Source organism: Blautia sp. OM06-15AC (assembly GCF_003481425.1).
Classification (GTDB): Bacteria; Bacillota; Clostridia; order Lachnospirales; family Lachnospiraceae; genus Fusicatenibacter; species Fusicatenibacter saccharivorans.
The window spans coordinates 345,145-371,198 of sequence record NZ_QULD01000003.1; the positions used below are offsets into that span (position 1 = coordinate 345,145).

Here is a 26,054-nt window from a genome sequence, read left to right on the forward strand (position 1 = left end):
GTCAGCCTCCTTTTTCTTTGGATAGTCCACAAAAGCTCTGTAAGAGTTTATCTCAATTTCTAGTTACAACGTGATATTTAGTCAAATGACGTATGTACGCGCTTTCTTATAGTTGCCAATATTATATGGCGTATCTCCCAAAAATTCAATCAGAATATAAAAACTTTTACTCACACTATCCTGCCTTTACATCTTTTTTAGTCTATACCCTACATTGATCAATGTTTCTATAATATCATGCCCCATCTTTTTTCGTATCTTCCATACTACGTGTTCCACTGTTTTGTACGGAATCTGATCATCATAATAATTACTCTCCCAGACCGAACAATAGATATTCTTCTTTGGAATAACCCAATTTGGCCTTTGGGCTAAAAGATACAGAACTTCAAATTCCCTGGGCGTTAAATCTATTTCCTTTCCTTCGTAAATAACCTGATAGGACATTGGATTTAACTGCAGTTTTCCATCGCCCAAAACTACATTCTCTTTATATTCTGGAAAAACATACTTCATCTGTATGCCTCCTCTTGATTTATAAATTTCTAACTGTTCCCATTCCAGAAAGAAATACCGAACGAAATATCCAACATCCGGCACTTTTTTAGTTATTTTTACTTTTTACATAATTTCTATCTCTGCCATCTTTTCTATAATTGTGAACTTCCTGAAAAATTAACTCTCATTTTCTAAAAATAGTTTATTTCAGCCGTTTACAGTGAATTTTATAAATTCCTCGTAGAGTTAATTAACTCTCAGAATTTTACTTTAAATCCGATGGAAACATTGAAAACACTCAGTTGTTTCAATCGAGCGTTAATTTTCACAGAAGTTCACAATAATATGAATATGCTTCTTACTTTTCAGATTAGATATGTTCCGTTTTATGCAAGCGCCTAATTTTAAAGTTGTGCATATCCACCGAATATTCATCCTATAAATAATTGTTGGGAAATGTTAGAACAGCAGCATTTCTCTCTATTTCCAAAAGGAGAGTAGGCATCATGCATTACCCTTTATTTTTTAGGTTCTCTTGATTATATAAATCTTGATATACACTACAATTTTTCAATAACTCTGCATGTGTTCCTATACCTACTATTTTACCCCCATCTAATACAATTATTTTATTAGCATCCTGTGCAATTTTTACTCTATGGGTTATATATATTGCTATCTTATTTTTACTCACCTCAAAAAAACTCTTAAAAATTTTGGTTTCTGCTGTTACATCTAATGCGGAACTAGGCTCATCCAACAAATATAAATCTGCATTTTTATAATAGGTTCTTGCTAACGCTATTTTCTGCCATTGACCACCTGATAATTGACCTCCTTCATCAAACCAATTTCCTAATCCTCTTTTTAGTTCGTATCCTCTTTCGGTTTTTAAAAAATCAACGTTTGCTTTGCACAATGAATTTTTAATTTTATTTTCATCGACTTCTGTACTAATATCTCCTATATAAACGTTCTCTTCCAATGTACCTTCATACTTTAAAAAATCTTGAAAAAGAACAGATATACAATTCCTGTAACTCTTTACATCAATATTCTCCAAATCAAGATTATTAACAAATAGCTTCCCACTAGTAGGTTTATATAACCCACATAAAATTTTAAATAAAGTGCTTTTCCCAGATCCATTTTTTCCTACAATTGCAATCTGTTCGTTTGATTTAATTTTTAAATTAATGGTAGATAGTGCCATTTTACATTGAGGATAATCGAAAGATACGTTTCTTAGTTCAATTGTCTTTATATTATCTACTTTTGTACCACCTAACGCATTCTCCCCTTCTTTTATTTCTAAAAAATCTTTTAGTAATTGTATATATAAATTTGCGTTATAAATAGAATAAACATTAGAGGCAATGCTATTTGTAGCATTTTGCATCATGGACACAGCATTTAAATATGACATAGTGGTTCCTATCATTTTTTTCCCTACGTAAGCCAAATATATTGCAATAATCATTATAATTATACAAACTATATCTTGTATAAACGAAATAATCATATTTAAAACAGCTCTGGTTTTTTCAATTTCATTGGCTTGTTTTATGAAAGTTTTGACTAAGCTACAATATTTATCCAGCAAATATTTTTTTAATCCATATGCTTTTACCTCTTTAAATGCTGTATCATGTGTAAGTAAATATGTATAATACCACGCTTTTCTTTCTTTTCCACTGCGCTCATATCTCATTAGAAATTCTTTATTACCAACATAAATTTGTCCTATAAACATTAATATTGACACAGCAATCATTATAATCACAAGAATTGGATTCCATGAAAGTAGTATCATTGCGGCTGAAAATAACGAAACTAAATTAGATGCTAAGCCTAATACCCCTTGCATGGTCTGATATGGTTTATTTCCAATTTCTTGTTCTAAACGATTTATCATATCATATGTTTCTGTTCTCTCTAACATTTCCAATGATAAATCCCCACATTTTTTCATAAGAATGTAATTTATTCCATAAACTAAATGATTGTTTAAATTGTTTAAATTATAGCTTGCTAAATTCTGTAAAAGCGATTCCGAGATAATTAGCCCGAAATATAAAATCAAAAGATACACCACATATTGATATGATTGTGTCTTGTTTTGTATTTCATTTAACAACTGTTGCATTACCAATAAGGACGAAACAGGAAGAATTCCATTTATTATAGACAAAATAAATGCCAGAATAAATTTTGCTTTACATATTTTACAAATTAATCTTATCGTATAATAAATCAAAAAAATATTCCTTTTTATTTTTTTTAGCATGATTTTTCTCCTATATAGTGAAGGCGTAGCACATATAGTACTACGCCTTCGTTTTTACTACCTCTTAGAGAGTACTAGAACGGAATGTAGCAACAGCATTTACTCTGTTACCTGTACGATACTCTCCTTCGCCACCACAGCCACAGCCACAATGAACACAACCATCATCATTGCCTCTGTAACCTGCATATCCATCAGTACACATGCATGCTCTCGGCTGCACTCCTGATCCAGGTGTTCTTCCAATTGGATTTACAAACTTCATAACGATTCCTCCTTTCTTTGTAATTTAAATACATCTATGTAAATATAAACGTATTTACCTTTGTTAATGAATTTCCATTTCATTATATTGTTCCAATTCGCTTGGATTTGCCTCCATTAATGCATGATATCGTCTTAAATTGTCTTCCAAATACTTTCTTTCGTTTCGACATGAATTATGTCGATATGAAAGATGTAATCCATTAGCATCGTAGCAATTAACATAACATAATGTACATAAATTAACTGCCCAACATTCTTTACAATACTCTTTTGCTTCTTCTATAAAGTCTTCAACATAAAGTTTCTTAATTTTTTCTTTATCAAATCCCTCATTCACATTGCCTAAACAAGGTATATTTCCTACTTTTTCACAATGTAAAAATTCACCTTTTGTAGTGACATAAATCCTTCTTTGTCCCGGCACGCAGCATCCATTCATTCCATACTGTTGAATAGGTGTTTCTGTCAACAAGCGTTTGTGTATAATCATCATTCCCTTATCCATATAACCATCCGTAAACAAAGTTTTTTCTGTATTATCTGGATTTGATTTATACACTTCTTCCCATTTCATTAAAGGTTCATAAAACTCTTCCATAAACCATCTATCTTCTTTTCCTTGCGGTAAAAAGTAATCACTCTCTGACGGTCCATGATCTACCGTTGCAGTCAAAATCATAACGTCTTTGGGAATCCATTCACTTTTTTCGATAAACTCCTGAATTTTTGTATACTGTTCAAGATAACCTGGTCCCGATACAACCATATTAAATCCAATCTTAGAACTCTTTCCTTCCTTATGGAATGCTTCAAATAGTTTTTTTGCTCCCATAACTGTTTTTTCAAAGCTACCTGTCCCATTAACCATAAGCCGATTTGCATCGTGCATTTCCTGAGGACCATCCAAGCTAATAATAATATTGAAATTATTTTTGGCAAAATACTCTGCGATCTTATCATTTACCAATGTTGCATTTGTAGTGATTGCAAAGGACATATCCTCGCCAAATAATTTTTTAGCATATTCAACTGCTCTTTCAATAAGTTCAAAATTTAGTAAAGGTTCTCCACCATAAAATCCAATGTGCCTATTTTCTGCATTTTGGGAATGCTCTTTTAAAAAATCAATAGCTTTTTTTGCAACATCCCATTTCATGTTTTCATGTCCGAACGCCCTGTATTCTGGATGAGAAGGATGATAAATACAATATTTGCAACGTAAATTACATTTTTCAGTAACTTCAAGAGTAACATTCTCAACCTTATTTTCAAGAATATCATCTAACTCTGTTACTGCATCACCTGTCAGCGTTTTTAATGGTGGAGCTTGTAAAATATGTTCATTTTCCATTGCCGACTTAATTTCTGAAATTGCATCCTCAAACTCACTTTTACTTAATTGAAGATTTTTAATATCTTCGACTGGCATTCCCTCCAATAAACTTTTCAGTACAATGTAAACGTTCGAATTTAATTTGGCAACTTTTCCAGTTCCTGTATCATAAAAATAATAATTTTTTTCTGTCTTAAAAACTTTACCCAAGCGCCCAATTCTTCCATTTTTTTCGATTTCAGATACCAGCGATTCTAAAGATATTTTTTTCTGCTCTTTCACTCTAAACACTCCTTTCATTTGGATTTTTTATTATGAACCGATTATATCAATAAATCCCCCAAAATATATTTTGATGTAACAATTTCGATACTTGATGTAATAAATCCTCTATACTTTATGAATATAGCCCTTTTTCCTTATATTTACATCTGGTGCCTACAATAAGTTCGAACTGTAAGAAATAAGAAAACAGGAATCTCAATCAATGCGGAAATTAATATAGTATACGGTGTCCAAAAACTCATTCCCCCAATATGTAGGTAATTAAAATTGATAAGTTGATACAGAAAATTATTTTGCATACCAAGTCCCGCAGATGGAAAAATAGCTGAAATCCAATTTACCCCTAATGCTGTGTAAGCAAAAGTCGGAATAAGGACTATGCCAATAGCAATCAACAATACCGTCAATGTATCTTTGCATTTTGCTGATAAAAAAAAAGTACAGTAAACACAAGCTAAAACAGATATCAACCCTACTAACGAAATAACAATCTGCATCTGTGCTAAGTCCCAGTTTGGCAAGTTAATAATAGAAAACAACATTTGAACAGAAGATTGTAAACAATTTGTTCCAAATGTGATATCTGAAATTGCTAAGTGCAGTGTAATACACATAGTATACACAACCATCACAATCATACTGGAAGCCAATATCTTTGTAATAGCTAATCTGGTACGACCATGCTTTGCACAACGCAAAATACTATCCGCGCCTGATTGATATTCACCAGAAAAAATAGGCGTGATAATGGAAACACATAAAATTGCCAAAATCATAATATAAAGCTCAACATAGTCAAACGCGTCTTTGGAATATCCTGCATAAAGTTGAAATGGCATATCGACTTTTTTATATTGTTCTAAGGCTTGTTGTTGTGCGGCCGGATGATTGCGTTGCTCATTCCTCATAACATCTGCCAGATGAGTTTCACATTTCTGATAATAATTTTGTGCAACATCTTCTGGATCAATATCCATAAGATCAGGTCCTATTCCAGTTAACGGATCAGCATATAGTTCTGGCAACGCTTTAAGCAATGGACGAATAGGTACAATCTGTTTAATACTGACAGAAAGCGGAAATGTGTCACTTTCCATAGGACCATATTCGTTTATCAAACTTTGATAAATTCTCAAAGCCTCACTCACTTTTTCTGGAGTAACTTCGCCATTTATAGCAGAATATAAATCACGCTTAAATTCGATTGCCTCCATACCATCAAGTTCTGTTTTTGTTCCATCTGGGTTTGGACGATTTATGGACTCAAAAGCAATCGGCAGATATGCCATAACAACAGACATAACCAGAGCCACAGCAATTAAGATAAGTGTGCGTCGTGATTTCAGGACACGCTTTACTTCTAAACAAAATAAACGCATATTATTTTTCCTCCCTTTCGACATCTTCTTGTGGAAACAACCATAAATACAAATCTTCCAAACGCGGCTCCGCAAGAATGGAACCCTCTACTTCGGAGTGCTCTGCAAGATAACGAATAGATATTTGATTATTGTCCTCGCCTCGCTGATTGATAATCCTCAGACGCATTTCATAGTCCATCATCTTATGAGCAGGAATCGCACAGCTCCATACTTTCCCCTCAATCTGTTTTACCAAATCGCTTGTTGTTCCCACATCAATAATCTTTCCAGCTTTCATAATCGCATTACGAGTTGCAATATATTCAATATCAGAAACAATATGCGTAGAAATCAACACAATACGGTCATGGGAAAATTCCGAAATGAAGTTTCTAAACCGTACTCTTTCTCCAGGGTCAAGTCCTGCTGTTGGCTCATCCATAACAAGAATTTTAGGGTCATTCAGCATGGCCTGTGCAATTCCTACACGACGTTTCATACCACCAGATAGTTGTGCAATTTTTTTTCGCTTCACATCAGAAAGGGTAAGAATATCCAACAGATAGTTGATTTTCTTTGTGGTTTCTCTGAGCGGCACATCCTTTAGTGCAGCAACATATTCCAGATAGTCTTTGACCGTAAAATCGCGGGAATAGCCAAAATCTTGTGGCAAAAAGCCAAAGATATTGCGATAATCTGCTCCCATTTTATGAATGTCTTTCCCATCCAAAGATATACGACCACTACTAGGTGTCATAATGTCTGCAAGTATTCGCATGAGAGTGGTTTTTCCAGCCCCATTTGCCCCCAATAATCCCCATACGCCAGTTGTTAATGTAAGGCTGACATCATCGACTGCAGTTTTATCTTTGAACTGTTTGCTGATGTGTTCAATCTTTAATTCCATAGGTGTACTCCTTTCTCTTAAACAAAAAACTGTCCTTGTTCAGTAACTATTGTACCGAACAAAAACAGTTTAATCTCAAAGATATGGAACAAAATCTCCTAAGAAATTCCTAAGATTTTACTTCTAAATGCCTAATCAGAAATGGGAAGCATAATCACAAAAGACACCATCTCATTTTCGCTAAACGCAGTAATGGTTCCACCATGTAATCGTATAATTTCCTCTGCAATCGACAGTCCTAATCCTGCACCGCCTGTATCAGAAAGGCGGGCTTCATCCAAGCGATTGAATTTTTCAAATATGCCAGAAATTTGTTCAGGTTCAATAGTCCGTCCATGATTTTCAAAGTTTATTTGAACGCTATTACCACAACGCTTTGCAGTTATAATAATCTCTGTATTAGGATAGCTGTATGCCGCTGCATTTTTCAAAAGATTACTAAAAACCCTTGCCAGCTTTTCCGGATCAGCATATACAACTAAATCATCATCAACCGTAAAAGCAGCCGAATTGCCTTTTGCAGATAAAGAGGGATATATTTCATCAACTACCTGTGCCAACAAACACTGTAAGTCTACCTTTTCTTTCTTTAACGAGACAGTGTGTGCATTATATTTTGTAATTTCAAACAATTCATTGATAAGCTTTTCAAGTCGTTCAGCCTTACTTAATGCAATTTGAACATATTTTTCTTTCTGTTTTTCAGGCATATCCGGTGCTTCGTGGAGTAAACTTAAATATCCAATCACTGTTGTTAGGGGAGTGCGTATATCGTGGGCCAGATACATAACAATTTCATTTTTCCTATCCTCAGCTTCTTTTGCTACCTGTTTGCTTAACAACACAGACCGTTTAATCTGGTTAAGTTGTTCCTCTAATTCTTTAAGGGGATCAGACAATGCTACAGGATGATCATTCTGCTCATAAACTGTCTGTGTTGCGGAAATAACTTCATCCAAATATCCCCATGGTTTTTTCCAGAAGTAATTAAATATACATACAAAACCAATGATTAGATAGAAAATAAAAATCATATCTATACGCCAGTATAGCCATGATAAAATTTTGCTATCGAATTTCGGAAAAATGAATTGTGCCAAAATTTCCAGTCCTATACCAGTTACAGTATATAAAAATAGTACTAAATATAATTGTACTCCAAGCCGCTTTTCCGTAGTAAGTTGCTTTTTTTTCATAAGCACGCCTCCAATCAATTTAAAAATAAAAGAAGTGCCAACAGACCGATTATGAAGGTGCTCACAATTACAGCAATAACCAAAAATAATTTATCTGCTTTTTCTCGACTTTTTAGCAATCGAGCCACAATAGAATATAAAGCAATACCCAAAAGACCGCCTGCTGTGTTAGTAATCAGGTCGGTAATATCAGAACTACCAATAGCAAGTATATACTGTGTAATTTCCAGCAATAGACTTATTCCAGCAATTATCAATAATTTCAAATAGGATTTGCTCTTAAACAAAAGCATTTGCAGATATATGCCCATTGGGACAAAAATCAATAAATTTTCAAGAACTTCTTTTATGTGAAAATCTACTCCAATCTCTTTATCGTAATAAAATGGAATAATATTTATCTTTCTTACAGTGTCTAAATCATTGATATTGAATTGCAGCTTAAATAATATTATCCAAACCAAAAGTGCCAGATAAATCAAAAAAAGAACTGACACCCCAAATTTTCGCTTTCTTTTCATGGGTTCTCCTTTCAGATTTTATAACCTACTCCCCAAATTGTTTTGATATATTTCGGGGTATCAGAAGTATCTTTTAATTTTTCACGCAAATGTCGGATATGCACTGTGATAGTGCTGCTATTTTTTGAATAATATTCCTCTTTCCATACTGCATGAAATAAATATTCAATGCTTACAACCGTCCCGGCATTTTCCAACAAAACATTAAGAATTGAAAACTCGGTCGGAGTCAGCGACACATTCTCACCATCCAATAGACATTCATGTGTCTGCACGTTCAATCGTAATTTATTGTATGAAAGTTCTGGCTTTATTCCTTCTTCACTTGTAACGGATGAATATTTTTTGTAGCGTCGTAGCTGGGCTTTTACTCTGGCAACCACTTCCAAAGGACGAAATGGCTTTGTCACATAATCATCGGCACCTAATGTAAGTCCAGTAATTTTATCTGTTTCCTCAATTTTGGCAGTTAGCATAATAATGGGGTAAGTATATTTTTCACGAATACGCTGACATAAGGAAAAACCATTTATATCCGGGAGCATAATATCAAGAATAGCAAGATCTATATCGCCCTTTTCAATACAAGGTATTGCATCTTTAGCACAGTAATATTTATAAACAATGTAATTTTCATTTTGCAAATAAACTTCCAGTAAATTTGCTATATCCTTCTCATCATCTATAACTAATATTTTTTCGCACATACCATCATCACCCTCTTTCCATAATTTGAATTATAACAAATTTCCTTTATTTATTCATTATGATTTTCATTAAAAACTATTAAGATTTTCATAAGAACTTTTATATATACAAACACTTCTGCCTTTTCGTGCTATTTAATTATAATCCTATTAAGAATTCTTGATATCGTTATATAAAGCTCTATTACTTACCAGATGTTTTTTGTACAAGTCAACATCTATCTTAATTTCCTCTATAATTTTTTCTCTATCTTGTTATCCCATGTCCATTATCTTTCAAAGCAATTTTATGCTGACTGTCAGCCGCGGCATCCTTCTAAAATTGATTTTTAAGCTAAAAGGTATAAAAGCAAGCTAAAGTTTTCCCTTTCTTTTCTCAATATTATGTGTTAGTGATTTCATGAGATGTCACAAGATTGCTCACATCAGTTGACGCTCGTTTGGTTAACTTTCTGTCACCAGTCAGTTAGGCAATACCGCCTGTTTCCAGGCGGTACCTGCTTTATGAAGTTACCATCCTAAGCATCTCGTGTTCCACAACGAACTTGATCATATAATCATCGATCAATCGTTTCTGATTTTGAAACGCATACATCAAAGCTTTTTCACAGACACGGTTGATCATCCGTGGGATTCCTGCAGATGCCTTATGGATCTCATCCAATGCCTTGGTTGTAAATATCTCTTGCTTACATCCTGTACAGTGCATATCGATGCGTTGACGGATGACTAACTGTTTCTTCACACGCTTTCCTTTTGTATGCTGATGGCAGTATACAGGTTAATTCAGAGACAGGCAAGTAAATCAGTTGTTTGATGATTCATGAGGTCAACAACAATTATGGTATCTTTGTATTCCGAAAAAATATTCTGCATCTTTTCCTCCCACAACAGTCTTTTCTATATTTCTGTACAGTTTTACCATTTTAAATAAAAAACGCGGAAACAATAATATTTTATCATTCCCGCTAATTTTTCTCTTTTTCAACTTTATACTTTATGATGCCGATACATTGTGATATAAAAACGGTCAACGCTGTCAACGCAATCAAGGATAAATATTTTTTCATACCTAAAGCTGTACAACAGCCAGCAGCAATGAAAATAGCTCCTAGTATTTTACCTGTTACTTTTCGGCAATGTTCCTTTTCTTCTTTTTTCAACTCATGGTTAATGTTTTCTACAGGAGAAAGTTTCCATATACAAATGGAACTGACCAAAATAATCCCCCAAGCCACAAACAGCTCTAATGGATATTTGTTATTAATTTGCAAAATCATAACTTGAACAGTAACAGAGCATATAAAACAAGCCTTAAAGCTATTCAGATGTACACCACCAGCATAGGTTCTTAAAAACATAAAAACACCTGTAGACACAAGGAATTCTGGGATTGTATGCAAGTATATCGCTATACTCATACAGACGAATAGGCAAATTAACATCTCTAATCCAATCTGAAATCCATATTGATATACTGCATACAATTCCTCTGAAACTGCACCGGCATCAATAACGTATCTTGTTATTTTTTCCGATAATCTTCCCATGAAATTAAAGTTTCTTCATTTTTTTCAATGCTTCTGGCATCTTTGGCTGATGATAAATATAACAGCAAGCACTGTCCGCTGACATTTTACCAAGTTTCAGAGATAAATTTGCTAATACTTTTGCTGGCTGATTTTTTAAATTTTTAGATTTCATAATTAAAATCTCCTTTCATTTGTTTACCAATACATTACTACAAAAAATCTCCCATTCGGTTCTCTTGTAAAAAAACCGAGTATTGATGTAATTTTTCCCAAAAAGGCAGCAAAAAAGAAGCAATGTTTCTCCGGTTCTTTCTCAACATTGCCTCTTTTTTGCTGATGTATGTTTTTTTATATACCAATTCCATAAAATCAGGTTCTCTATCTTTTTCTTATATTTTCGTGTGTTATCTATTGTTTCTATATAATCGTAAGCTCCTGCTTTCAGTATAGAAAAAATATCCTGTATTGATCCCCCTTCGCTAATAGCAAGAATAGGCGTTAAATGCCCCAAACTCCCTTTTATTTTTATAATAGCCGCAAATGCCCTTTCCCTCTCTATTATCTCTTTAGTAAAATGGAAAATCACAACATCTGCCGTTGGATATCTATTGTTTTCCAACTGTTGATAAGTACACCATTTTAATTGGTGTTTTTTCCCAATAATCCTTTCAGTACTGTTATACAGTTTCTCATCATCACTAAACAGCAATATTTTCACGCTATCCATATATCAGTCCCCATACCGCATACCAAATTTATCTTTCCATTTTACCATTCTTTCCTTTCTCATTATTTTTTATGTAATTATTTCGAGTGTTCATGTAATTATTCCTGCACATTACTATATAAGACTATCCGAATTTTAAATTTTCCTGGTTCTGAATCCTCTATTACCACTGATCCATGATATTTTGCTACTGCCCGATACACAGAGGCTAAACCTACTCCATGATTTTCTGCATCTGACTTTGTAGATTTCAAGCGGTTATCTCTTGTTTTTAACAGCTTCCCTTTATAACTATTGTCTACGAACAATAATAGATTATTTTTATCAAATTTCATTTTGACATTTATATATCTATTTTCTTCAACCTTCTCTGCTGCTTCCACTGCATTTTCCAGTAAATTTCCCAATATCAGACTCAGATCAGCTCCTTTAAAAGGCATTATCATCGGAATACAAATATCCGTTTTAAAAATTATTCTTTTGTTTTGGGCAGTTACATACCAATATCCAATAAGTGAATCAATCACAATATTCCCACTATTCGATATTGAGGCAATCACCATACCGCCCTCTCCCATAATTTCTTCAATAAAACCTGTCATTTTTTCATATTCTTTATTTTCTGCATAAGCAAGAATGGAAATAAGATTATTCTTCATATTGTGTTTTATATCCCGCAACTGCAACATTGAAAGTTCTCTTTCTTGCTGATGACGTTCGCATAATTCCAGTTGCTGTTCATATACTGCTGCCATTCTCCTTAACCGCAAATCATCAGCCAACTTCATATAGACATAAAATATCAATATGTTCATACCAAGTAAAATAAGTACAGTAAATGTAGAGTTTATACGAGTACGTCCATTATTATTTGCAAATCCAAGCATAAATATATTGTTCATGATATAAATGCTTCCTGTTGGGATCAACACAAGTAAAATACTGTATCTGACCGGCAATTCCTTAATATCATCATCTGTGAACACTTTCTTTAATGCAAGAATTACTGCATTAAAAAATATTTTTGAAACGAAAGAGCCTACTTGGCGAACTGCAGCATATTGAGGGCAGTATGTTAGCAAAATATAGTTGCACAGGGTTTCCATCAACATCCAAATCGCATTAAAGGTAATTACAAATACACCTTTGTTCCACCATCTACCTTCATAAGTCATCATAACTGCCAAAAACGTAAACATAATCGTCACAGCAATATTGATGTAGGCAGGAAAACTAATAATCGTTGTTATTCCAAATTGCCAAATCACGAACAGCGTTATACCGATCACCGACAAATACCTTTTTCTCTTACGAGCAAAAAATATATCGAAATAAAAAAAGAATAAATATACTGCCCAAAGGCAAAGCAATATATCTATCCCACACATTAATACCCTATTCGTCCACATAAAACGTATCCTCCATAGAACAATATTGTTCACTAATTATCTTTCTCCGGTCTTCACTGATTGAAATTTTTTGTCCATTATCCATTACTACAGAATCATAAGATTGTCCGGATATATGTTTATAATTCACCAGAAAAGACTGATGAACTCGCAAAAAAGAAATTTTACATGTTTTAAGGGTTTCTTCAATCTCATTAAGTTTTCCGTACAGTTCAAGGATTTCTTGTTCCGTTACAATAAATATTTTTCGTTTGTTGCTTTCAAAATATAAAATATCCTTGATTGGTACTTTATGATTCATACGTTGATAACTATAGCGAAAATAAAAATCTTCACTATTAATGTCTTCATATACCGACTTAAAGCACTTTTCCATTATTTTATCTGTTACAGGTTTTACAAGAAACTGAAACGGTCTTACCTCAAAGGATTCCCTCATATAACTTTCATGGCTCGTAACATAAATAATTCGCACATTTTTATCGTATGTTCTAATTCTTCTAGCTGCCGAAATACCATCTTCTTTATCCATTTCTATATCCAGATAAATAACATCATACCTCTCACCTGCTGCGATAGCATCTGCTAAACTCTTTCCATTCCAGAATACTTCTATTTCAGTATCAACAAAATTTCTTTTAGCTATATCCTGGAGAAGTCTTTCGATTTTTCCAGTTATTTGAATATCATCATCACAAATTGCTATATTTAACATTCACTCCACTCTCTTCTGCATGTTTGCTGATTTTTTCTTCTCACTCGTTTTTTTTACTATTTGTATAATTGACCAAATCATCTCCTGATCACATGGATCTAACTCTTTATACACTTCCACTAAATCGTAATATTCGTCTAGTACTTCGTTCATTTTCATCTGCCCATTCAAATCTCTTTTTACATCTGAAACTCCCAGCAAATAATCTGTTGTTACATTGAAGTAAGCAGCAATCTTTTTCAGAATATCTACTTTTATTAACGTAACATCTCTTTCGTACTTACTCAACATTTGCTGTGTTATCCCTAATTCTACTGCAAGGATTTCCTGTATTAACCCTCTTTTCTCACGTAATTGTTTAATACGACTTTCCATAATTGCCTACCTCTTAATCATGTTGTACTATCATGCTACCCTATTTCATTCATAGCGATACAAATAATAGAAGTAATCAATTACGCAAAATATGCAAAATACGAAGACGAGCAGTGCAATCGCACTGCTCAAATCTTATTCATGTAGCCATATAAATGATGTTGTTGCGGAATATATTTCCTGATAAATAATATCCGCCATTTCACTTTCAGAAGCTTCTTTATTTTTTTCTCCTATTTCTCTTCCCACTTCATTGTTATGTAAGTCCATATCTCTATGTGCTGTTTTTGGATATCCGTCTGATTCTGTTCCTGTAACATCTTTGTCTTCATGAGCAGTTGCAAATAACTCTGCTCTTTCTTTTCCTATTAAAACAGTCATTTCAGCATTCCAAATTCCATGACGAAAAGCATCACTTCTATTTCCTAAACCATTTGTCCCAAATTTTGCCTCTGTCTGCGAAGTAGCAATATTTTTTGCTTTATTTACCTTTAGGGCATCAAAAGGATAACGAATACATAGTTTCTTTTCTGAATCTGTAAGCGCATTCCAAATATCTATAATCCCCCTTTCCACATCTTGATGATTGGCTTCCAAAAAAGACATGAGCATTTCTTCTGAATAATCTGGGTGAGTAGCCTTAATGTTCTGGATTTCTGCAATCAATTTTTCAAAATCCCTTTCTTCTGCACCAATCAAATCACTTCTTTGCTGGTCATTTTCGCTTGCCATAACAGAGAATGGAAAAGCCATTATCACCACCAGCATTAGGCTGAATACTTTAAATAGTTTCTTCATAGAATATACCTCCGATCTCATATTATGATTATATTTTACCATATTTAATGTACTATCCCATCTACATGTAATTTTTTCGATTCCCTGTGTAATAATTCCCATAGAGGCATTTTCAAAAAAAAGAATGGCAGTATTAAACAACCGCCATTCCACTCTTCATATACTTTTTACCACAGTAAAATGCAACCAAACCTGTATCTTCCAAATTTACCCATTTTTAGCATTTTCTATCTTTATTTCACTTCTATTTTTACTGTTCCTGAAAAATCATTACCTACAATCCCGATATAATTACTGCCATCTGGTAATGTTATTGTATTTTCATAAGTACCTGTTGTTTTTATTAAAGTTTTAGGTTCATTGCTACCAGAAATAATGAATATTTCAGCTTCTCCTTTTGTTATTTCTAGGTTACAAAACAATTCAACCTGCTTCCCTGCCGCTCTTTCTATTGTTGTTCCTCCAAAAAGATATTCTGTATCAGAAAATTTTTTGTACTCTGCTTGATATGTCCCCGTATAATAATCTTCCCCATAATCTCTTTTCCCTTGCAGGTTTATATCATTGGTTAATTGTACTTCTCCCACCTTTTCGACTACTGCATTATATTTTTCCAACACCTCCTCTTTTGAACACCCAGACAATAACAAGCAAAACATTAGAATAAAGAAACAACTTTTTTTCACTTATAACCACCCTTTCTTTGGTTTGACTTTTTTTGTTTTTGTACGAGTTTTTTTGTTCTCCTTTTCTTTCATTGTTGCGACTAAAATTACAGAAATAGCGACAATAATTATCAAGCTACATAAACACAATGGAAAACTCCATTGTACGGATGTATCATAACTTCTATACCCAATTAATCCCAGACTTGCAGTAATAGGATATATATTAGCCAATGTCATATTTCCTGCTGCAAACATACCTCCATATCCATACACAAAAGCAACAATGACACCTATCATAAAGCCGCCTGATAGTCTGCTTGTTATAACAATAATTGGTAATACCGCTAGATACAAAAGTAAATTTTCCAATGTTATTTGTACTAGCCCTTGGATTACCAAATTTACTGTAAATCCAGGAAAACCAACTATACACTCTGCAATTAACGTAAATATCGTACAAATAAGCCCAAATAATATTGATAACATTGCACATACAATAAGTTTTCCTACCAACAACTTTTTAAATGAAATTGGAATGGTAATAATATTCTTCAAAACATCGTCTTTTTCTTCCCGCGATATAATATATCCAGCAATCAAAGCTATGCACATTGGGAAAATCATTGACATATTATTTTTGATTACCTGCTCTATTAAGTATCGAAAATCCCATACAGATCCATCATTAGCCATAGAAGTAAAAAGTGTCAATAGAACAGAGAGTAGCATAAGAGCTATCCCCGCCCATATAATATGATAACGTTTTAATTTCAATAATTCTGTTTTTACAATAGTCCTCAATTTTATTCCCCCCTTTTCTTGTACAAACAGTCAATTAATAGTATTGAAATTCCTGCCATAATCCCAAGAATTAATATTACTTGAAAAGTTGAAGGAATTAATCCATTCATTTGTACAAGGTTCATATTAATTCCATGTCTTTTCATATCTCCAGCACTCCAAAATGTTGTAAGCGGCGTAGGAAGTAACCATAATATTGTCTTTGGTAATGCATCGAAAAGTGCTGTTGCACTCATATTTAAAACGCTATAAAAAATACATAATAAAACAGAGAAAACATAAGTACGACTAAAAAATACCACTATAACAATCAATGGTAATGTTCCTGCGGTAATAAATATTCCTGTTTCAACCGCCAGAAATATTTTGTATCCTAAACCGTATACATCTAACGTAAACATACCAACCAGAACTGTTGCTACCGTTGATGCTATGCAAAATACAACGCCTATAATAAATAGCACTATAATTTTTGCTGTAACTACTTGCGTACTGGATAGTGGGATTGTTTTAATATTTTTAAATGTATCATTATCACGTTCAATAAAAAACAACATAGCAGCTACTACTCCGATAATACAGGGTAATAAAAATTGGATTCCATACCCCAATACCATATTAAATAGTCCGTCAAATGCGTCCGCTTTATCAATATATTGCTCCATCATAGCTGGTGTTGTCATTAAATAAGCCAATGGAAGCGGAAACATAAATGCAGCTAAAGTTACTAAAAGAATAAACTTTTTTCTTTTCAGTTTTTGAAATTCAACCTTAACTAATTTAAGCAATTCCTTCACCTCCGGTCACCCTTTTAAAATAATCTTCCAATGTTTCTTCGCATAAATGAACTTCTGTAATTTCCAATCCTTGCTTTACAAAAACATAAGTAATTTCTGATCTAGGGATTGTTGTATTATATAATTGAAGTCTATTTTTATCACATATTTGAAAATCATCACATTCAAATTCTTTTCTTAAAATTTCCGCTGCGCGCTGGCTATCCGATACCATAAAATTGACATAGCGACTATTTTTTTTCGCCAATTCTTTCATACTTTCTTCTTCAAGTAAAATTCCCTTATCAATAATCCCTATATCATCTGCCAGTAATTCTATCTCTGATAATATGTGACTAGAAATCAAAATAGTTTTTCCCTGAACATCACATAACTCTCTAATAAACGAACGTACCTCTGCAATACCTATAGGATCCAAACCATTAATAGGCTCATCTAATATCAGCAAATTGGGATTGTGCATAACTGCCAATGCAATGGCCAGTCGTTGTTTCATCCCAAGTGAATATTCCGCAAATAACTTTTTATCACGATAGGGCAAACCGACAACTTCCAAAGCATCTCTTACACACTTACTTTTATTTAATCCTCTAAGCTCCGCAAAAATACGAAGATTTTCAGTCCCAGTCAAATTAGGATAAAATCCTGGTGATTCTATTAAACTACCTATATGCGGTAAAATATCTTTACTATTGGTTTCCATACTTTTCCCAAATATTTTTATGTTTCCCGATGTCGGTTTTGTTAATCCTAACAGCATTTTCATTGTAGTCGTTTTTCCTGCTCCATTACGTCCCAACAGTCCATAAATTCTTCCTTTTTTCACATGCAAGTTCATTGCAGAAACACTCTTTTGCTCTCCATACTGTTTTGTTAAATTATTGGTTTGAATAATATATTCACTCATTTTTTTATACCTCCTTTTTTTATACTGTAATTATATACCAACTACATTGAGATTTCCTTGAAGTAACCTTGAGGTAACCTTGAGATTTTCCTCTTTCTCTATACTTCTTTTTCCACAAGATGTATAATAATTTAAACTATAAAATTTTAGGAGATAAAAATATATGTATGATAAATTTATACTTATCGTTGATGATGAACAAGAACTACTCACCCTTATTAAAACAATATTTGAAAGAGCAGGCTATACAAAAATAATGACCGCAACATCTGGAGAAATGGCTTTACAAATAATAAGAGAAACTCTACCTGACATGGTTATTCTTGATGTTATGTTACCTGGTATGGACGGATTTGAGGTATTGCAAGAAATCAGAGCCCTCAGTAAACTTCCGGTTCTTATGCTGACCGCCAAAGATGCAGCCGAAGATCGTTTTTCTGGTTTTGAATTGGGAGCAGATGATTATTTAATCAAACCATTTTTGCCTAAAGAACTATTGTTACGTGTTCAAGCTATTTTAAAAAGAAGTTATCCTACAGAGAAACGAATTATAGAATTAGAAAATTCTTTTATAGATATTGATAAGGCAGAAATACATCGTGAAAATAAAATTATTCCTTTGACTGCTAAAGAATACAATATATTATTAAAACTTGTAGATAATGCCAATCACATTGTAACAATAGGAACTCTTTGCCAAACTGCTTGTGGTGAAATGTGGCAAGGGTATGAAACTACCCTCATGACACACATTCGGCATCTTCGAGAAAAAATCGAAAAAAATCCTTCTTCTCCTGTTTCACTGCTAACAGTTAAGGGGCTAGGATATAAATTGCTAGTGAAAGGAGTAAAATAATGAAGCTTGCCAAGCGTTTTTTTAAAAAATATCTTCTTTCCACCCTTATTATATTGATTTTATTTTTTGTACTAAATATTATTTTAATATGTGGGACTTTACTCATGGCATGGAATAATTCTACTGATCCAGATATACCCGTCCAAACCATTAGCAAAAATATCACGCTCAATGTAGATGGAACAATTTCTTCTACTGATTATATAGAAAATATTCTAAAAAATAAAAGTGCCTGGGCGATGATTTTAAACGAACAAGGAAATGTCATTTGGGAAAAATTTTTACCCGAAGAATTGCCAAGAACCTATTCAAATTTACAAATAGCCAAGTTTAGTCGGTGGTACTTACAAGAATATCCTGTTTTTATCCAAGAACATTCTGCCGGCTTATTGGTTATCGGGTGCGAACCTAATAGTATAACAAAATACAATTTTTCAATAGATATTAATTATATTCACAGCCTAATAGTCGGTATCTTTTTAATGATTTGTTTTAATATATTACTGATATTTATATTATTCTGGCGTAATACACATAAAATAGAAAAATCTATAGTGCCAATCATTGACGGTATTGACTCTATTGCTCAGGGAAAACCCATTACCCTTTCAGAAACAGGTGAACTTTCAAGTATAAATGCTGAACTAAATAAGGCTGGAAAACATCTTCTACAAAAAGAACAGGCGCGTGCCGAATGGATTAATGGTGTTTCGCATGATGTCCGGACACCTCTTTCTATTATTTTGGGATATGCTTCTGAAATCGAAAAAAATGAAGATGCTTCGCAACCTGTACAACTACAAGCAAGTATAATTCGTAAACAAAGCGAAAAACTCCGTAGCCTAATCGCAGATTTAAATTTAACTTCAAGACTAGAATACTCTATGCAGCCTTTAATAAAAACCAGTTTTTCTCCTGTGGAAATTGCCCGCCAAGTAATCATTGGCTTTATGAATGGACCAATAGACAACAAATATTCTTTTGACTTTCATTCATCATCTGATACGATTCCAGTATTGATCAAAGGAGATACGGAACTTTTTTCAAGAATGCTAAGCAATCTAATTCAAAATTGTATTAATCATAATCCTCATGGTTGTGAAATAACAGTTGAAATTTTAAAAGAAAATGATACCTGTATTATTTCCGTCATTGATAATGGTGGCGGTATGACTTCTACACAAATAGAAAAAATGAATAGTGGTATTTTTCCTAATAATATGTACAATTCAAATGGGGAGTCTGTTCATGGATTTGGTCTAAAATTGGTTTACCAAATATTAACCGCCCATAACGGAAATATCAAATATGAAAATATACTTCCTCATGGCTTAAAGGTCATATTAGAGATACCTATTGAACATATTGATCCGTATGAAGAAAAGATCTCTTAAAAGAACAGGTGAAAGCCATTATCTGACTTTCACCTGTTCTTAATTATTTACACTATCATAATATGCGCCCTTTAACTGAAGTAGTTCCACATGTGTTCCGGATTCAATTATTTTTCCTTTTTCAACTACGTATATTGTATCAGCATCTTGTATGGCATTCAGTCTATGTGTAACTACAATCTGGGTAATATGTAGTTGTTTCAAATTATTACATATTCTTCGTTCTGTAAGAGGATCTAAGTTGCTTGTGGCTTCATCAAAAATAATAACTTCCGGTTTCAGTGCCAATGCTCTTGCTATAGCAATACGCTGTTTTTGTCCTCCTGAAATGTTCTGTCCATTTTCTCCCACAAATGTATTAAGTCCCAATGGGAATTTTTCTATATCATCTTTCAGTTCTACTAAATCTAAATAATGATATATTTCCTCATCTGTCAACGTATTTGTAATATCCACGTTTTCTCTAATTGTTCCATTCATTGCCATTGGAACCTGAGTAACTATGGCAAATATCCGATCTATATCCTCTTTGCATATTTGTTTTATATCTTCCCCGTTTACTAAAATTTGTCCTTGATAATGAGAAAAGACGTTCAATAATAATTTTGTAATTGTAGTCTTTCCACTTCCTGAACTTCCTACAAATGCTATCTTCTCCCCCTTTTTTAGCATCATACTAACATTCTCTACATCTGGCTTCGTGCTTCCATAGTAAGAAAATGTTACTTGCTGCATTTCCATAGACTCAAATGAATTAATATGCTGAGTACCATTTTTACGGTTAGATTTATAATTCATTAACTCTTTTAAACGAATCATTGTTTCCTTTAAAACATTAATTTGAGGTACCACCAAAGATAGAGTTTGAAATGGACCTGTAAAATATCCGGCAAGTGTGACAAAGGCTATTAACGTTCCTAATTCCAACCTATTATCACAAACCAAGTATCCTCCTATAACGTAAAGTATCAATGAAGAAGCTATTGAAAAAGCCCCCACCACCGACTCCATAATATCACTTATTTGTACACGCTCACGTAATCTCTTAATTAAATGCTTATAATCCTGTTTCAGACTATCACTCAGCATATTCTCTATTCTCATGCACCTTATTTGCTGGATATTAGTCAAAGTTTCTACCATTCGTGCCTGTAATGCACTCTGATCTGCAATATAATTTTTAACCTTTATTCTAGCTTTTTGATTTAAAATCATTACTATTGTTATCTGTATAACAGTCATTACTATTATAACTGCAAACAATGGTATTGACTGTGTTATCATCATTATTCCGCAAAAAACAGCAGTAACCACATCTATCACTGTTGAAATTAGAGCTGTTGATATAAATTCGTATATATCACTGACACTATTAAAGCGATTTTCAATATCTCCTGATGAATGGCTTTCAAAATAACTTAAATCAATATCAAATATTTTATTCAGCATTAAAAATATAGTATCTTTGTATATATTATTCTGTAAAATAAGTATTACCCTTTTTTTAGCTAAATTTGCAAGTAAATAACTTAATGCCACTGATAATATCAGTAACGCATATTTTACAAAATTGAAGCCTAATGTATCATACGTTATTTCATTGACTATTTTTTTTATAATGAGCGGTGGAATCAATATAATTCCCTGTGTAACCAACGTTAGAATACTTGCCAGAAATAATTTGCTTTTATTTATAGGTATAAGAAAAGACTCACGTTTCTCACGTTTATAATTCTTTTCTGTTGGTCGAACACATACAAGTACATCTAAAAAATTCTTTTTAATAGATGAATAATCAACCTTTTCTTTTCCTTTTAAAGGATCTAAAAGTATATATTTCCCATATTTTTTCTCCGCAACTACAACATAATGATTTTCTTTTGAACACATGATAATCGGTAAACATTTTATCAAATTTTCTTCGGTTTCGTAGTTTCCATACGCCTTGAATGAAAAATTATGTTCTTCCGTAATTTCTTTCATTTTTGCTAAAGACATACCATTTCTTCCAATACTTGTTGTAGCTTTTAATTCACTAATATCTATCTTATATTTATAATATTGGAAGATCATTGTCAATGCTGCTATACCACAGTCTGTTGTCCCCATCTGGCGAATCAATGGCACACTTTTTTTGTGCATAAATACACCTCCCTAGTATAATAAATTAGTATTGGAAATAATAAATTCTATTATTTCCAATACTATCATTTTAGACTTCCAGAGCAATTACACAAGGTAAATCTTTTTTTATATCTCGCAGCAAAGAATATCCCATGCCACATAGTCCTGTCATAAATCCTTGCAATTTATATCCATATAGATACGCATTATCGCAATCAAATACACCATTACATACATTCTCAGCAATAATATCACGAATATCTACATAATATTTTTCTATCTTTTTATCTGAATGGTCTTTTAAATATTCAAATAAAATTTCTGTATTACCTAAATTACCATGACATAGACAATTGTTTCCTAAAATTCCCTCTTTTAATATTGTATTCACTGCTACTTTTATATCATTTTCTATCAAATCCGAATACCGCCCATTCAATATGACATTTACTTTAGATCGGCTAAGCAATATGCCTGCAGCGCCATGACACCAAGCAACGGTAAAACTTCCTCCATCAGATGCTTTTTCTCCTGCATATACCCTTTCGTCTTTCCAATTTCCTTTTTCTTTCACAAATAAAGAATTTTCAAATTTAATGCCATCGAGCAGTGATAATAAATACTCCTCTTTCTGAGTCACCTGCCATAGTTTTGCCAGTGCTAAAACTATTCCAGATGCTCCATGTGAAAATCCCGCTAACGGCGAAGTTCTTCCATCTCCATTCCATCCGCCTTTAATAGAGCCTTCCTTTTCCTGAGCATTTACTATTATATCTCCTGCTATTTCTGCCGAAGCGATATACTCTTTATTTCCGGTTAGCTGATACATATTGATCAATGTAATAACTGCGCCTGCATTACCATAGACAAGATCAAAACTGTTATCTCTGGTAATCGCTTTCTTTAATATTTTATAGTGCTTTTTTGCATAATCCAAATATTTTTCTTTATTTGTAATTTTATACAGTACCTCATAAGTGTACATTATAGACGCTTCTCCACCAAAGGCGCCACTGCTTTCATTTTCTATTCCCTCATTTCGTTCACACATCTCATCTGTGTATGTAAATAATTCCTTTTCAATCGCATTGCATATAATAAGGTACTCCTTTTGGGGATCAACAGTATACAATGCGTTAAAGAAAATTGCTAGCCCAGACATTCCTTCATATAAATAGGTACCAAGTGGTCTTATATCCCATGAGCAGTCATCTTCATTTCCTATTAGAGTAACACCAATCCAATTAACTTCTGTTCTATCTTTATTAAAAACAGCAGTTTTTATAAGAGAATCAGCCAATTTCTGAACAGCTTTTAACAGATGAGCCTTATTTTTTTCTCTGTGCGGAATCATTTTCATTTGTTGAAGCTCTATCTTTTTATCCTCAACCTGAAATTCGTTTATCTCTGTCAGAATAATATTCATGAACATTAATTGCCTTTTTAAATCATCTTCATCTAACAATACTATCTTTTTCTTTAAGTGTTCCAAACTGGTATATTCAAAATAGTCTTCGATTTTCTCACCTTCTGATCCGAAAAGAGATTTACCTGATGTATTGAGATAAAAATATGGAATGTCCATGTTTAACATGTCTTTTATCTCACATTTCACAACACCTTTATCTCCTTGTGTAGCTTCATACTGTTTAAATAAACTACACAAAAACATTTGTCTATCTCTTCCATCTTGCATAAAATCCGGATGAAAAGATGTGTGTAATAACATAGAATATCTTTGGGTATCCTGAACTAAATGGCGAATATTTAAATTACCAAACATATCGGCATATTCAAGAAACTTTTCTTTGTTCTCCAAAACATATTTATACGCATCTTCAAATCCTGCATTTATTTCTTTTAGATAATGAAATGCTGATACATTTTCTCCATCTAATTTAACAAGATTTTGATTTACTCCAGTTGTAGGATGTTCATATACAAATCTCATATTTGAAGTACATAAATCCGCTATTTTAGGAATAACTATAGGATATTCCTTTCCCTCACTACCTTTAATTGCACTCATATCTACGCCTTGGCCCAAATTTGAAAACCTATAGTGTGGCAATAAACCTGAGTATAATACTGACTCATGAAGGATATAATTTATTTCCTCCTTTGCAGAATTTGTTCTCCCTCTTCTACGGTTATCTAGTATAGTTTCTGCATCTATAATAATTGGATATTCTCCTGCGGCAATCACATTTTCTTCATGTAAATCATTTGTATTAAGAATATAACTACCGAAAATCAATATTCCAAATCTATAAAAATACCGTCTGATTTCATCCTCTGTTTTACAACTTTTATAATATACAAATTCCTCCCAACCATACTCCTGACAATCTAATATTTTTGGTTCATACATCTCATATTTACAACCAGCATTTATCTTTCCCAGAAAATCGAAATACACTTTTTCAATTTTTAATGAACGTGGTTTATACACAATTTTAGTGCCATTATCCAACTTAAGAATACTTACCCCATTCCCTTTTTTATGAGAATCCGAGATATTAGAACTTATTTCAACTACATTTTTAAATTCTAAACCTCCACAAAATTTATTCGCAATTTCATTTTTATCTTTATTAAGTCTTTCTAATAAAAGTACATAATAAGAAGATAAGTTTTCTACGGTTTCTGTAACTGAACGTAGTAAACATGGATATATATTGAAAAGCTCCTGTTTATACGATTTCTTACTTAAAAAATTATTATTATAATAATCGTATTCTTCCTCTGAATTTCTTCCATTCAGTTTTCCCGTCTTCTTACAAAGATACATTTCAAACATTAATATTCCAAGACTGATCTTCCCTAATCTCTCTAATAAGGTATTTGCGTATGTATCTATAATAGAATCCGTCAAAAAAAGACTTGTTCCATTTTTTAATATGTCTATTCCGTAATTGATTAAAGGTATAAAAAAATTATCAAATGCCAATTTTTCTCCTTTGAATCCGGAATAGTTATAATTGATTGGTTTTTCAAATAATTCTATTTTTACCTTTTCCATTTCTGACATCACGTGATTGTTTTCACATACATAATTTTCAGAATTTAAAACTTTTACTAAATCAATACCATAACATTTCTCAGCAACTCTTAATGTATCTTCTCCTAAAATCTTTTTCCAATATTCAAATATATCTTTTTTATTTTCTGCTTCTGATGTTGTATAACTTCTTTCTGTAAAATATGATGCTCTCTCAGTATTCATGTTCTTAAACACCCCATTCTGCTTTCCATTTCAACTCACAATTCGTATCTGTACTGCACAAACTTCAATTAACGCTTACCCTCTTTATCAACACCTGTGTTTATTTCTTAGGGCAGCAAGGTTTCAGCAAAGTACCAAAATAGCATTCTGCTGTACTTGTACATAAAACTCCGCCGGAATTTCTGGTTTCACCAGCTCCTGCTACAAATTTGTTTAAATCTGCTTCCTGCAGCTCCATCATAACGTTACCAGCTGGATTGCTAAAGTTTTCTTCTCTTGTAATAGGATTTCTCATTTCACTCATAATTATTTCTCCTCGTATTATATAGTAGTAGTTTTTAGAGACCCTCTCCAAGGTCTTTA

26 protein-coding genes are annotated in these 26,054 nt (G+C 32.9%); 2 read left to right on the top strand and 24 right to left on the bottom strand.

What is annotated here, in order from left to right:
• Positions 1 to 186: 186 nt before the first annotated feature.
• The 21 genes from DXB83_RS06935 to DXB83_RS07035 form a co-directional block, all read right to left on the bottom strand.
• Positions 187 to 516 carry a winged helix-turn-helix domain-containing protein gene (locus tag DXB83_RS06935; protein ID WP_055056048.1) on the bottom strand — a complete coding sequence of 110 codons (330 nt, stop codon included), beginning with the start codon at positions 514 to 516 and terminating at the stop codon, positions 187 to 189.
• A gap of 493 nt (positions 517 to 1,009) precedes the next feature.
• Positions 1,010 to 2,785, bottom strand: a complete 1,776-nt coding sequence (locus DXB83_RS06940; RefSeq protein WP_055056049.1) for an ABC transporter ATP-binding protein — start codon at positions 2,783 to 2,785, stop codon at positions 1,010 to 1,012.
• Positions 2,786 to 2,849: 64 nt separating this feature from the next.
• The gene (locus DXB83_RS06945) at positions 2,850 to 3,050 is read right to left on the bottom strand and encodes an Apre_1838 family putative sactipeptide bacteriocin (RefSeq protein WP_081019422.1); all 201 of its coding nucleotides are present in this window, start codon (positions 3,048 to 3,050) and stop codon (positions 2,850 to 2,852) included.
• A 63-nt stretch (positions 3,051 to 3,113) separates the two neighbouring features.
• Positions 3,114 to 4,667, bottom strand: a complete 1,554-nt coding sequence (locus tag DXB83_RS06950; protein WP_227159163.1) for a radical SAM protein — start codon at positions 4,665 to 4,667, stop codon at positions 3,114 to 3,116.
• Between the two features lie 143 nt (positions 4,668 to 4,810).
• Positions 4,811 to 6,049 carry an ABC transporter permease subunit gene (locus DXB83_RS06955; RefSeq protein WP_055056051.1) on the bottom strand — a complete coding sequence of 413 codons (1,239 nt, stop codon included), beginning with the start codon at positions 6,047 to 6,049 and terminating at the stop codon, positions 4,811 to 4,813.
• A 1-nt stretch (position 6,050) separates the two neighbouring features.
• Entirely contained in the window at positions 6,051 to 6,938 is an 888-nt protein-coding gene (locus DXB83_RS06960) for an ABC transporter ATP-binding protein (protein WP_055056052.1), read from the bottom strand.
• A gap of 131 nt (positions 6,939 to 7,069) precedes the next feature.
• Entirely contained in the window at positions 7,070 to 8,134 is a 1,065-nt protein-coding gene (locus DXB83_RS06965) for a sensor histidine kinase (protein ID WP_117689888.1), read from the bottom strand.
• A gap of 14 nt (positions 8,135 to 8,148) precedes the next feature.
• Complete coding sequence (locus tag DXB83_RS06970; RefSeq protein WP_055056054.1) at positions 8,149 to 8,655, bottom strand: VanZ family protein; 507 nt, start codon at positions 8,653 to 8,655, stop codon at positions 8,149 to 8,151.
• Positions 8,656 to 8,666: 11 nt separating this feature from the next.
• Positions 8,667 to 9,362: a VanR-ABDEGLN family response regulator transcription factor gene (gene vanR / locus DXB83_RS06975; protein ID WP_055056055.1), complete on the bottom strand. Its 696-nt coding sequence runs from the start codon at positions 9,360 to 9,362 to the stop codon at positions 8,667 to 8,669.
• 502 nt (positions 9,363 to 9,864) lie between these two features.
• Positions 9,865 to 10,107, bottom strand: a complete 243-nt coding sequence (locus DXB83_RS06980) for a hypothetical protein (RefSeq protein WP_055056056.1) — start codon at positions 10,105 to 10,107, stop codon at positions 9,865 to 9,867.
• Between the two features lie 223 nt (positions 10,108 to 10,330).
• Entirely contained in the window at positions 10,331 to 10,912 is a 582-nt protein-coding gene (locus DXB83_RS06985; protein WP_117689887.1) for an accessory gene regulator ArgB-like protein, read from the bottom strand.
• Between the two features lie 4 nt (positions 10,913 to 10,916).
• Positions 10,917 to 11,066 (bottom strand): cyclic lactone autoinducer peptide, encoded by a 150-nt coding sequence (locus DXB83_RS06990; RefSeq protein ID WP_081019423.1) that lies wholly within the window; start codon positions 11,064 to 11,066, stop codon positions 10,917 to 10,919.
• 141 nt (positions 11,067 to 11,207) lie between these two features.
• Entirely contained in the window at positions 11,208 to 11,621 is a 414-nt protein-coding gene (locus tag DXB83_RS06995; RefSeq protein WP_026648511.1) for a hypothetical protein, read from the bottom strand.
• A 98-nt stretch (positions 11,622 to 11,719) separates the two neighbouring features.
• Positions 11,720 to 13,030 (bottom strand): sensor histidine kinase, encoded by a 1,311-nt coding sequence (locus DXB83_RS07000; protein WP_117689886.1) that lies wholly within the window; start codon positions 13,028 to 13,030, stop codon positions 11,720 to 11,722.
• Positions 13,017 to 13,745, bottom strand: coding sequence for a LytR/AlgR family response regulator transcription factor (locus DXB83_RS07005; RefSeq protein ID WP_026648513.1), 729 nt, complete (start codon positions 13,743 to 13,745; stop codon positions 13,017 to 13,019). The genes DXB83_RS07000 and DXB83_RS07005 overlap by 14 nt, the downstream gene beginning before the upstream one ends.
• Complete coding sequence (locus DXB83_RS07010; RefSeq protein WP_055056059.1) at positions 13,746 to 14,120, bottom strand: helix-turn-helix domain-containing protein; 375 nt, start codon at positions 14,118 to 14,120, stop codon at positions 13,746 to 13,748. It abuts the gene before it with no gap.
• A 135-nt stretch (positions 14,121 to 14,255) separates the two neighbouring features.
• On the bottom strand, positions 14,256 to 14,918 hold the full coding sequence (locus DXB83_RS07015) for a DUF6973 domain-containing protein (protein WP_117689885.1): 663 nt from the start codon (positions 14,916 to 14,918) through the stop codon (positions 14,256 to 14,258).
• Between the two features lie 233 nt (positions 14,919 to 15,151).
• A complete protein-coding gene (locus DXB83_RS07020; protein WP_117467776.1) occupies positions 15,152 to 15,577 on the bottom strand; it encodes a hypothetical protein in 426 nt (141 codons plus the stop codon).
• A gap of 27 nt (positions 15,578 to 15,604) precedes the next feature.
• On the bottom strand, positions 15,605 to 16,387 hold the full coding sequence (locus tag DXB83_RS07025; RefSeq protein WP_117689884.1) for an ABC transporter permease: 783 nt from the start codon (positions 16,385 to 16,387) through the stop codon (positions 15,605 to 15,607).
• A 2-nt stretch (positions 16,388 to 16,389) separates the two neighbouring features.
• The gene (locus DXB83_RS07030) at positions 16,390 to 17,175 is read right to left on the bottom strand and encodes an ABC transporter permease (protein WP_117689883.1); all 786 of its coding nucleotides are present in this window, start codon (positions 17,173 to 17,175) and stop codon (positions 16,390 to 16,392) included.
• Entirely contained in the window at positions 17,168 to 18,091 is a 924-nt protein-coding gene (locus DXB83_RS07035) for an ABC transporter ATP-binding protein (protein ID WP_055056064.1), read from the bottom strand. Before DXB83_RS07035 ends, DXB83_RS07030 begins: the two co-directional genes overlap by 8 nt.
• A 163-nt stretch (positions 18,092 to 18,254) precedes the next feature.
• Between DXB83_RS07035 and DXB83_RS07040 the strand changes: the two genes are divergently transcribed.
• Both DXB83_RS07040 and DXB83_RS07045 read left to right on the top strand, forming a co-directional pair.
• Positions 18,255 to 18,947, top strand: coding sequence for a response regulator transcription factor (locus tag DXB83_RS07040; RefSeq protein WP_055056065.1), 693 nt, complete (start codon positions 18,255 to 18,257; stop codon positions 18,945 to 18,947).
• Positions 18,947 to 20,341, top strand: coding sequence for a sensor histidine kinase (locus DXB83_RS07045; RefSeq protein ID WP_117689881.1), 1,395 nt, complete (start codon positions 18,947 to 18,949; stop codon positions 20,339 to 20,341). Before DXB83_RS07040 ends, DXB83_RS07045 begins: the two co-directional genes overlap by 1 nt.
• A gap of 39 nt (positions 20,342 to 20,380) precedes the next feature.
• On the opposite strand, the gene DXB83_RS07050 is transcribed toward DXB83_RS07045, so the two are convergent.
• From DXB83_RS07050 to DXB83_RS07060, 3 genes are all read right to left on the bottom strand, one after another.
• Entirely contained in the window at positions 20,381 to 22,483 is a 2,103-nt protein-coding gene (locus DXB83_RS07050) for a peptidase domain-containing ABC transporter (protein ID WP_117689880.1), read from the bottom strand.
• Between the two features lie 70 nt (positions 22,484 to 22,553).
• A complete protein-coding gene (locus DXB83_RS07055; protein ID WP_117738813.1) occupies positions 22,554 to 25,691 on the bottom strand; it encodes a type 2 lanthipeptide synthetase LanM family protein in 3,138 nt (1,045 codons plus the stop codon).
• 100 nt (positions 25,692 to 25,791) lie between these two features.
• A complete protein-coding gene (locus DXB83_RS07060; protein WP_055056069.1) occupies positions 25,792 to 25,995 on the bottom strand; it encodes a plantaricin C family lantibiotic in 204 nt (67 codons plus the stop codon).
• Positions 25,996 to 26,054 lie beyond the last annotated feature (59 nt).

What these genes read in the sequence shown, in the direction of transcription:
- DXB83_RS06935 (WP_055056048.1), bottom strand. Translation starts at nt 516, where the DNA reads ATGAAGTATGTTTTTCCAGAATATAAAGAGAATGTAGTTTTGGGCGAT.
- DXB83_RS06940 (WP_055056049.1), bottom strand. Translation starts at nt 2,785, where the DNA reads ATGCTAAAAAAAATAAAAAGGAATATTTTTTTGATTTATTATACGATA.
- DXB83_RS06945 (WP_081019422.1), bottom strand. Translation starts at nt 3,050, where the DNA reads ATGAAGTTTGTAAATCCAATTGGAAGAACACCTGGATCAGGAGTGCAG.
- DXB83_RS06955 (WP_055056051.1), bottom strand. Translation starts at nt 6,049, where the DNA reads ATGCGTTTATTTTGTTTAGAAGTAAAGCGTGTCCTGAAATCACGACGC.
- DXB83_RS06960 (WP_055056052.1), bottom strand. Translation starts at nt 6,938, where the DNA reads ATGGAATTAAAGATTGAACACATCAGCAAACAGTTCAAAGATAAAACT.
- DXB83_RS06965 (WP_117689888.1), bottom strand. Translation starts at nt 8,134, where the DNA reads ATGAAAAAAAAGCAACTTACTACGGAAAAGCGGCTTGGAGTACAATTA.
- DXB83_RS06970 (WP_055056054.1), bottom strand. Translation starts at nt 8,655, where the DNA reads ATGAAAAGAAAGCGAAAATTTGGGGTGTCAGTTCTTTTTTTGATTTAT.
- vanR (WP_055056055.1), bottom strand. Translation starts at nt 9,362, where the DNA reads ATGTGCGAAAAAATATTAGTTATAGATGATGAGAAGGATATAGCAAAT.
- DXB83_RS06985 (WP_117689887.1), bottom strand. Translation starts at nt 10,912, where the DNA reads ATGGGAAGATTATCGGAAAAAATAACAAGATACGTTATTGATGCCGGT.
- DXB83_RS06990 (WP_081019423.1), bottom strand. Translation starts at nt 11,066, where the DNA reads ATGAAATCTAAAAATTTAAAAAATCAGCCAGCAAAAGTATTAGCAAAT.
- DXB83_RS06995 (WP_026648511.1), bottom strand. Translation starts at nt 11,621, where the DNA reads ATGGATAGCGTGAAAATATTGCTGTTTAGTGATGATGAGAAACTGTAT.
- DXB83_RS07000 (WP_117689886.1), bottom strand. Translation starts at nt 13,030, where the DNA reads ATGTGGACGAATAGGGTATTAATGTGTGGGATAGATATATTGCTTTGC.
- DXB83_RS07005 (WP_026648513.1), bottom strand. Translation starts at nt 13,745, where the DNA reads ATGTTAAATATAGCAATTTGTGATGATGATATTCAAATAACTGGAAAA.
- DXB83_RS07010 (WP_055056059.1), bottom strand. Translation starts at nt 14,120, where the DNA reads ATGGAAAGTCGTATTAAACAATTACGTGAGAAAAGAGGGTTAATACAG.
- DXB83_RS07015 (WP_117689885.1), bottom strand. Translation starts at nt 14,918, where the DNA reads ATGAAGAAACTATTTAAAGTATTCAGCCTAATGCTGGTGGTGATAATG.
- DXB83_RS07020 (WP_117467776.1), bottom strand. Translation starts at nt 15,577, where the DNA reads ATGTTTTGCTTGTTATTGTCTGGGTGTTCAAAAGAGGAGGTGTTGGAA.
- DXB83_RS07035 (WP_055056064.1), bottom strand. Translation starts at nt 18,091, where the DNA reads ATGAGTGAATATATTATTCAAACCAATAATTTAACAAAACAGTATGGA.
- DXB83_RS07040 (WP_055056065.1), top strand. Translation starts at nt 18,255, where the DNA reads ATGTATGATAAATTTATACTTATCGTTGATGATGAACAAGAACTACTC.
- DXB83_RS07045 (WP_117689881.1), top strand. Translation starts at nt 18,947, where the DNA reads ATGAAGCTTGCCAAGCGTTTTTTTAAAAAATATCTTCTTTCCACCCTT.
- DXB83_RS07050 (WP_117689880.1), bottom strand. Translation starts at nt 22,483, where the DNA reads ATGCACAAAAAAAGTGTGCCATTGATTCGCCAGATGGGGACAACAGAC.
- DXB83_RS07055 (WP_117738813.1), bottom strand. Translation starts at nt 25,691, where the DNA reads ATGAATACTGAGAGAGCATCATATTTTACAGAAAGAAGTTATACAACA.
- DXB83_RS07060 (WP_055056069.1), bottom strand. Translation starts at nt 25,995, where the DNA reads ATGAGTGAAATGAGAAATCCTATTACAAGAGAAGAAAACTTTAGCAAT.